We start from the raw sequence: 7,655 nt of genomic DNA on the forward strand, positions 1-7,655 counted from the left end.
AATATGTTACTTTAAAAAGTAAATGTAAATTGAAAAAGTAATTTCCGTTTTTCTACTTAAACAGAAGTTAGTTTTGCAAAGTATCTGATATAATTAATTTGATATTTGTCCCGAGCATATTAGGAGGATTAAATATGTCAAATAAAGCTTTAAGTAAAGGAGAAAATTAAATAATTATTTTTGAAACAGAAGGCAAATATGAAGATAAAATTATATTAAGTGATAAACCACTATATTTATAAAAATAGTAAAACTACTAACAAAAAGGAAGAAGCTCCCTGTGGAGCTTCTACAATATATTTTTTAAAAAAGATAAGGTATCTTTAGTGGAATCCTTCTTTTGTAATTTTCCATCCTTCACAAAGTTTTCTTCTCTCTCTTTTAATTCCTCAATTAAATGATTTCTTAATTCATTCATAATATTTGTAAATTCAGGATTATTACTTTCATCTACTAATTCATTTGGATCTTTCTGTAAATTAAAAAGTTGTTCTTCATCTTTAATAGGATACCAAATATATTTCCATTCTTTTGTAACAATAAAGTGATTAGAATATTCCCCAAAGCTATGTTCTCCATGAATGTAATCTCTTAGAGAATAACTAGAATCATATAAGCATTTCTTAAAGCTTTTACCATCAATATTTGTTACCTTCTTACCTACAGCTAAATCTACCAAACTTGGGAATATATCTCTAAGCTCTACTAATTCATTAATTTTCTTAACTTTACCCTTCAAAATATTTCCTTGATCATATACAAAAAGTGGAATATGAACACTTCCCTCATAAGGATATGCTTTCCTAAAGAGATTATGTTCTCCTAATTGATCACCATGATCTGATAAGAAGATAATAATAGTATTTTTATCAATCCTTTGCTCTTTTAACGCAATTAGGAATCTACCAAGTTGATGATCTATATGAGTTATTGAACCATAATAAGCTGCAATTGCTCTCTTTAACTCCTTTGGTTTCAATTTACCTACTTTTGCTATAGTAGAAAGAGGAGTATCATCTCCTATATTCTTTGCCCATTCTCCAATTTTAACTTCTGGTAATTCATCTATCATATTCATATACATATCAAAATAATATTGAGGTGGATCTAATGGTGAATGTGGTCTTGTAAATGACATTTTTAAAAAGAATGGACAATCCCTATCTCTCTTCTTTAAAAATTCAATACTTTTTGTTACTACCCAATTAGTTGGATGTACTTCTTCTTCACAATGCCAAGGTCTTGCTACCCATGAATTGCAGTTTAAACCATTATCCATTAAATCAACACTATTACCTTTTTTATCTCTAAACCAGCTTAAATAATCATCTACATTTTCAAAGGTATCTGAGTACTTTTTGTTATAATTTCTAGAAAGGCCTAAATACCCATCATGTAATTCAACATGTTGAAAGCCTAACCTATTTCTTTCTGGATAAACATGCATTTTCCCAATACATTCAGTTTGATATCCTAAGTTAGTGAATTCTTTAGCTAATGTCTTTTCATATCTCCATGGTATGCCATCTTCATAACCCACTCTTCCATGATTTTTTTGTGATAATCCTGTCATTAATGCTGCTCTTGAAGCAATACATGATGGTACTGCTGTATAAGCATTTTCAAAATTATACCCTGAGCTAGCCATCATATCTAAATTTGGAGTGGAAATAACTTCATTTCCATTAGCCCCCATACAATCATATCTCATTTGATCAACCATTATTAAAATAACATTAGGTTTGTCCAAAAAAACACCTTCTTTACTAAAATTTTATTTAACTTTATCTTTAATTTATTTATTAAATTTTTTATTAAATCAAAGCTTATTAACATCTCTTTTTATATTATTAATATACCTATAACATTGTATATATTAAGTAAAATTAGTGCTATTAATACTATATTAAAGACTTTTAAAATAACTTCTGAGTTGAACTTTTTATTTAAGCTTGCACCTATAATTCCACCAACTATCCCCCCTATAATCATATAAGGTAACATAGTTAAATCAAAGGGTTTAAGCCCCTGTGTTGTTATTACTGTGAACAGCTTAGAGCCTTGAGAAAATAGAATTGTAATAATAGAATTTATAGCTGCTTCTTTAGTATTCATAGAAAAGAATAAAGCTAATACGCAAACATTTATAGGGCCTCCACCTATACTTAAGAAGGAAGCAAGACTTCCTAACAGGATTCCTATTAATATACATGCAATAGAATTACTCACTTTATAGCTTTTAAACTTTTCTTTATTATTCATATAAATATATATGATAATTAGAAGTATAGCTAATGTTAAGCTTTGAATAATAGTTACCAAAGCTTCACTTAAGAACATTAGTAATATATTTACTATCTTATTCCCAAGAACACCACCAACTATTGAACCAATACCAATAAAAGCTGTTTTTCTTAATTCTATTTTCACCTTATATCTAATTTGCTTTATTATAGAAACTAAAGCCATTGAAAAAACTGTGAAGGAAGATAAAACTCCTATTGTGGGCAAATTATAATCTCCTAAAAAATCCAGAAGAGGTTTTATTATTACTCCACCACCTAGCCCAGTCATTGCCCCTATAACTGTTGCTGCTAATGCTATAAAAAAATATAGTATCATAACTAACTCCTTTCTTATATTTAACCGAATGTACTGTTGTATATTATATATTATACATTTTATATTCTTATTAAATAAAGCAATTTATACATTATTTAAGTTAGTACATTAACTTTTCCTATATAAATTAATTATTATTAAAATTAATTTACTATGACACTAAAATAGATATTTAGTGACTTTTCTTTATTACTTATTTTTATATAAAAAAGGAGCTGTCACAGCTCCTTATTAATTTTCACCCCTAGGTAAAATTCTTATACATTCGTATAATTATTTTCTTCTTCTGATTCCAAAATTAAATTTTGTTTTTCAACAGCTTTATAGAAGAACCAGTATATAAGCACATCAACAACTATACATACTAATTGAAGTATTGACCCACTAATATGACCTCCAGTTGTAAAGAATCCACTAATAATAGGTGGCATAGTCCAAGAAACAGCAATACCTGTAGTCTTAGCTACTAATCCTGTTGCCATTGCTGCATATGAAATTATTGCATTAGCCATTGGTGCTAAAATAAATGGAATTAATAATGAAATATTCATTACTATTGGTAAACCAAACATTGTAGGCTCATTAATATTAAATAAACCTGGTGTTAAAGTTAATGGTGCCATAGTTTTACTAATCTTACTTGCTTTTTTCTTTCTAGCAATAATAGCAATTACTATTACTAAACCAATGGTCGCTCCACCACCACCCATAAATACGTAGTTATCTATAAATTGCATTGTTATAATATTAGGCAAATCAGCCATTTTATCAGCTTGGAATATTAATCTATTCGCATCTGAATTCATTAACCAAATAGGCTTAAGAATACTATTTACAACGTTTCCTCCATGAATTCCAACAAACCAGAATAAGCTATTTAATAGAATTGCAAAAAGTGTTCCAAAAATATTATTTCCTAGTAAACCTAATGGTCCACCTAAAATTTTTCCTAATAAATCATGAATATTTACAAGTCCTACTCTATCAATAATCGCAAAAATAACTAACCATAAAGTTATAATTACTGCCCCTGGAATTAAAGCACTAAAACTTCTTGAAACTGCAGGTGGTACAGCTTCTGGTAATTTAATTTGAATATCATGTTGTATAAACCACTTAAATATTAAAGAAGATATTATACCAAGAACCATTGCAACAAATAATCCTTTACTTCCCATATAACCTACAGGAATACCAGCTCCAGCTTCACCAGTTACAAAAGGAGTAACTACTATAAAAGATGATAATGCTATAATACCTGCTGAAACACCATCAAGCTTATGTTGACGTGCAAAGCTATAAGCAACTCCAAAACTTGCAACTAAACCCATTAATCCAAAGCTACTATCAACACCCTTCCATAAGTAAGTGTCTATTCCCATTTCAGTTAGCCAATTAGTCCAAGCCTCTATAGGGAAACTTGCTATTACAAGAAATAGCGAACCAATAATTATTAACGGCATACTTAATGTAATACCATCACGTATTGCTATTAATACTTTGTTATTACCTAACTTTGCAGCTATAGGTAACATTTTTTCTTCAAGAATTTCATTCATCCTTTTCATATTATCCACTCCCTTTTATTTAAATACATAATAATATTACTTATCAGTAATACGATTATAAACTTCAATGATTTCTTTGGCTAAATCTGTAAAAGCAATTGATGTCATTAAATGGTCTTGCCCATGCACCATTAATAATGATACTTCTGCTCTCTCTCCTTGTGCCTCTTTAGTTAACATTTCTGTTTGAGAGTGATGAGCTTGTCTTAATGAAGCTTCTGCTTCAGCAATCTTAGTATTAGCTAATTCAAAATCTCCAGTTTTAGCTGCTTGAATGGCTTCCATTGCATTACTTTTTGCATCTCCACCATACATAATTAACTGCATTATTACCTCTAAATTCATTTCTTCTTCCAAAATAAACACTCCTTCTAAAGCAATTTAACATAAAACTAGCTATTCATTAATCTTATAGCTTCTTCTAATACTTTTTCGCCCTTCATCATTCCATAATCAGTCATATTAATTACACCTAGTTTTATTCCTAACGGTGCAACTTTAGTTTCAAATTGTGATTTCATAAAACGCACTTGAGGTCCTAAAAGCAATACATCTATTTTTCTACTGCTTAAATACTCATCTGCTTCACTAGCTGATACAGCGAATATATCTGCATCCAAGCCCTTTTCTTCAGCTGATTTTTTCATTTTATTTACCATTAAACTAGTGCTCATTCCAGCTGCACATACTAACATAATTGTTTTTTTCATACTATACCTTCCTCCTTAAAACTATTTATTAATATATAATGAATGTAAGCAATATTAAACTGCCCTTCCCATACTATATAATTCTTTATCTATTAACTGAGCGTGCAATCATTGAAACAGTATGACGAACCCCTCTAATTGCCTTACTCATTGCAAAAATATTTTCAAAAGGTGCTACTCCCCCATAACCTGCATCACCAATATGTTGGATATCCACCCCACATATTTTATTACGTATTGCAATTTGCTTTATAGTGTCTTCATCAGCACTTTCTTGGCTAGTACCAATTGCTGTTAATACAAGTGCTCCCTTTCTATGTGACACTTTAACTACTTCTTTCAATTCTGAATCATCAAAACCTGGTACTGTTCCAACTGCTGGAACTAAAATAATATCTGCACCAGCATCAATAAACTCTTCTACTGCTTTTATATCTGCAACTGGTTCATTAACACCTGCTCCATGCATTTTCCCAGCAATTATTAATCCAGAAAAATTCTCTTTTGCTAAGCGAATTGTCTTTTCTATTTGCGAATTAGTAACTCCTGTGCCTGGATTTCCAGTAAAGCAAACAAAATCCATTCCAAGCTTTTCAATTTGCTTAATTGTTTCAAGATTAGCTTGTCTTCCTCTACTAATAGTTAACATATCCTCTGACATATCTGCATCTAAGTCAACAGGCTCTAAGTTTACTCCTATTGGACGTCCAACTAATCTGTGTAGCTCATCCACAAAATTTCCTTCTTTAACATCTAATCCAAAAATATGTGGGTCTAAAACATCCAAACAATTAAGAAGAATTAAATCAGCTCCAAAAGCTTTAGCAATTTCAGAGTTTGTAATATCTCCTACAAAGGATTCTCTTGGTGCCACATTCTCTGAAAGAATTGTTCTACCTTCACTAGCTTTAATACTTTGTTTCAATTCTGCTGCGGTCATTTGCAATATCTCCGAAGCATTTGCACTAATTAATCTTTTTCCCATAATAACGCCTCCAAGTCTTAAATTTAATCTTAGGTATGATTTTTTACTAAATTTTAAAATTTATTATTATTATATAAACCTCTTCTTTTGTTTTCTATTTAATCATTAAACAACTTCCTTATCAGCCATCTTAACAAAAGGTAAATAAACTACTATAGAAATCGCTAAATTTACCAATGATAATACAATTGCTCTCCAGTCAAATCCTGTAGAGAAAAATCCATATAATACAGGTGGCATAACCCATGTAACATTTTGAGTAACTGGTGCTACCCATCCTAAACTTGTTGCTAAGTATGAAACCGCTGCCATTAATGAAGGTGATAGTAAAAATGGTATAAATAAAAGTGGGTTCATTACTGTAGGAAGTCCATACATAACAGGCTCTCCTATATTAAATAAGACTGGTGCTATACCTAATTTTGCTACTTCTTTATAATGACTGTTTCTAGATTTCCAGAATATCGCTATTAACAATCCTAATGTTCCATACCATACAAAAGATCCATAAGATACGCTTGTCCATAAATATGGAATTGATTGATTATTTTGGAAAGCCTCCATATTAGCTAATAAAGTAACTCCAAATAATCCTTCCATAATTGGTGCCATTACGTTTCCACCATGAATTCCAAAAAACCAGAATAATTGTGTTAAGAATGCTATAAGTACAACTGCAAGGAAGCTTTGCGATAATCCTAATAATGGAGTTTGAAGCACTTTATATATCCAATCAATTAATATTTGTCCAGTAATTTTATTAAATACATATACAAATATACTTACACTATATAATGCAATAAAGCCTGGAATTATAGATAAAAATGGTTTTGCAATAGCTGGTGGTACTGTATCTGGTAACTTAATTGTCCAATTTTTATTCATTAATTTACCAAAGATTATACATGCCATAAAGCCAACAATCATTGCAGTAAAATAACCATTTGAATTAATTTGAGCCCCTGGAATTACTCCACTTACTGTAATAGAAAAATTATTAGCATCAATAGCTATGTCTTTAATTCCCTTAAAAAGTTCTGATAGAACTTGTCCATCAGCATTAGGTAATTGAATAGTTTTAGTAATAGAATTACTAATAGCTATAATAAAAGCTGAAAGAGCAACTATCCCCGATGATAGATAGTCTGTATTATAAATTTTAGCAATATTTACACCTAAAGAAAAAATAAATAATAGAGATACTATAGCTAAACTTCCTTTAAATATTAAATTGTTAATATCTACAACAAAGCTGAACATTTGAGGAATAGAAGTATTTCCAAATTGTCCAGGTACATCTACTAAAAATGCATTTAATAATAGTGCAATAGAACCAGTCATAACAACAGGCATAGTACCTATAAAAGAATCTCTAAGAGCTATTAAGAATTTTTGATTACTAATCTTTGAAGCAATTGGTAATAAATATTTTTCAATAGTTTCCATTAATTTGTTCATTATTCTACCTCCTTACTATTAAAAATTTTTTTCGATTTGCTTTTGTGTATTTATAAAAGATAAATGTTATTAAATATAGACTTACAAACTTCCAAATAAGCATAATTGTTTAATCGTTTTCATTATACTTATAAGCTTTAAAAAATAAATCTACACTCAAATTCCTTATAAATAATTATTTATTGACCATATTTTTCCTTTCAAAAACATATATTTGATAATAAATTATTATTAATTATATTTAAAGTATAATTTACCATGAATAATTTGTCAATACATATATTGGATATCGCTAAAATTTTTAGTTATAAT

Annotated in this window: 7 protein-coding genes; all 7 read right to left on the reverse strand. The window is 29.4% G+C overall.

Features of this window, described 5'->3' with window-relative positions; translation table 11 throughout:
- Nucleotides 1-289: 289 nt before the first annotated feature.
- The 7 genes from ACQRD5_RS16245 to ACQRD5_RS16275 all read right to left on the reverse strand — a co-directional run bounded on the left by ACQRD5_RS16245 (nt 290) and on the right by ACQRD5_RS16275 (nt 7,343).
- Nucleotides 290-1,750 carry an arylsulfatase gene (locus ACQRD5_RS16245; protein WP_291628788.1) on the reverse strand — a complete coding sequence of 487 codons (1,461 nt, stop codon included), beginning with the start codon at nt 1,748-1,750 and terminating at the stop codon, nt 290-292.
- Between the two features lie 92 nt (nt 1,751-1,842).
- Nucleotides 1,843-2,622, reverse strand: coding sequence for a sulfite exporter TauE/SafE family protein (locus tag ACQRD5_RS16250; RefSeq protein WP_291628787.1), 780 nt, complete (start codon nt 2,620-2,622; stop codon nt 1,843-1,845).
- Nucleotides 2,623-2,879: 257 nt separating this feature from the next.
- Nucleotides 2,880-4,190: a PTS sugar transporter subunit IIC gene (locus ACQRD5_RS16255; protein WP_291628785.1), complete on the reverse strand. Its 1,311-nt coding sequence runs from the start codon at nt 4,188-4,190 to the stop codon at nt 2,880-2,882.
- 36 nt (nt 4,191-4,226) lie between these two features.
- Nucleotides 4,227-4,547, reverse strand: a complete 321-nt coding sequence (locus ACQRD5_RS16260) for a PTS lactose/cellobiose transporter subunit IIA (protein ID WP_291628783.1) — start codon at nt 4,545-4,547, stop codon at nt 4,227-4,229.
- Nucleotides 4,548-4,582: 35 nt separating this feature from the next.
- Complete coding sequence (locus tag ACQRD5_RS16265) at nt 4,583-4,900, reverse strand: PTS sugar transporter subunit IIB (protein WP_291628781.1); 318 nt, start codon at nt 4,898-4,900, stop codon at nt 4,583-4,585.
- A gap of 85 nt (nt 4,901-4,985) precedes the next feature.
- The gene (locus ACQRD5_RS16270) at nt 4,986-5,885 is read right to left on the reverse strand and encodes a haloacid dehalogenase-like hydrolase (protein WP_291628780.1); all 900 of its coding nucleotides are present in this window, start codon (nt 5,883-5,885) and stop codon (nt 4,986-4,988) included.
- Nucleotides 5,886-5,990: 105 nt separating this feature from the next.
- Complete coding sequence (locus ACQRD5_RS16275; RefSeq protein WP_291628779.1) at nt 5,991-7,343, reverse strand: PTS sugar transporter subunit IIC; 1,353 nt, start codon at nt 7,341-7,343, stop codon at nt 5,991-5,993.
- Between the last annotated feature and the right edge of the window lie 312 nt (nt 7,344-7,655).

It is taken from the genome of Clostridium sp. SGI.024 (genome assembly GCF_050315195.1).
Lineage (GTDB): Bacteria > Bacillota > Clostridia > Clostridiales > Clostridiaceae > Clostridium.

Coding starts and splice junctions, on each gene's coding strand:
- ACQRD5_RS16250 (WP_291628787.1), bottom strand. CDS start 2,622: ATGATACTATATTTTTTTATAGCATTAGCAGCAACAGTTATAGGGGCA.
- ACQRD5_RS16255 (WP_291628785.1), bottom strand. CDS start 4,190: ATGAAAAGGATGAATGAAATTCTTGAAGAAAAAATGTTACCTATAGCT.
- ACQRD5_RS16265 (WP_291628781.1), bottom strand. CDS start 4,900: ATGAAAAAAACAATTATGTTAGTATGTGCAGCTGGAATGAGCACTAGT.
- ACQRD5_RS16270 (WP_291628780.1), bottom strand. CDS start 5,885: ATGGGAAAAAGATTAATTAGTGCAAATGCTTCGGAGATATTGCAAATG.
- ACQRD5_RS16275 (WP_291628779.1), bottom strand. CDS start 7,343: ATGAACAAATTAATGGAAACTATTGAAAAATATTTATTACCAATTGCT.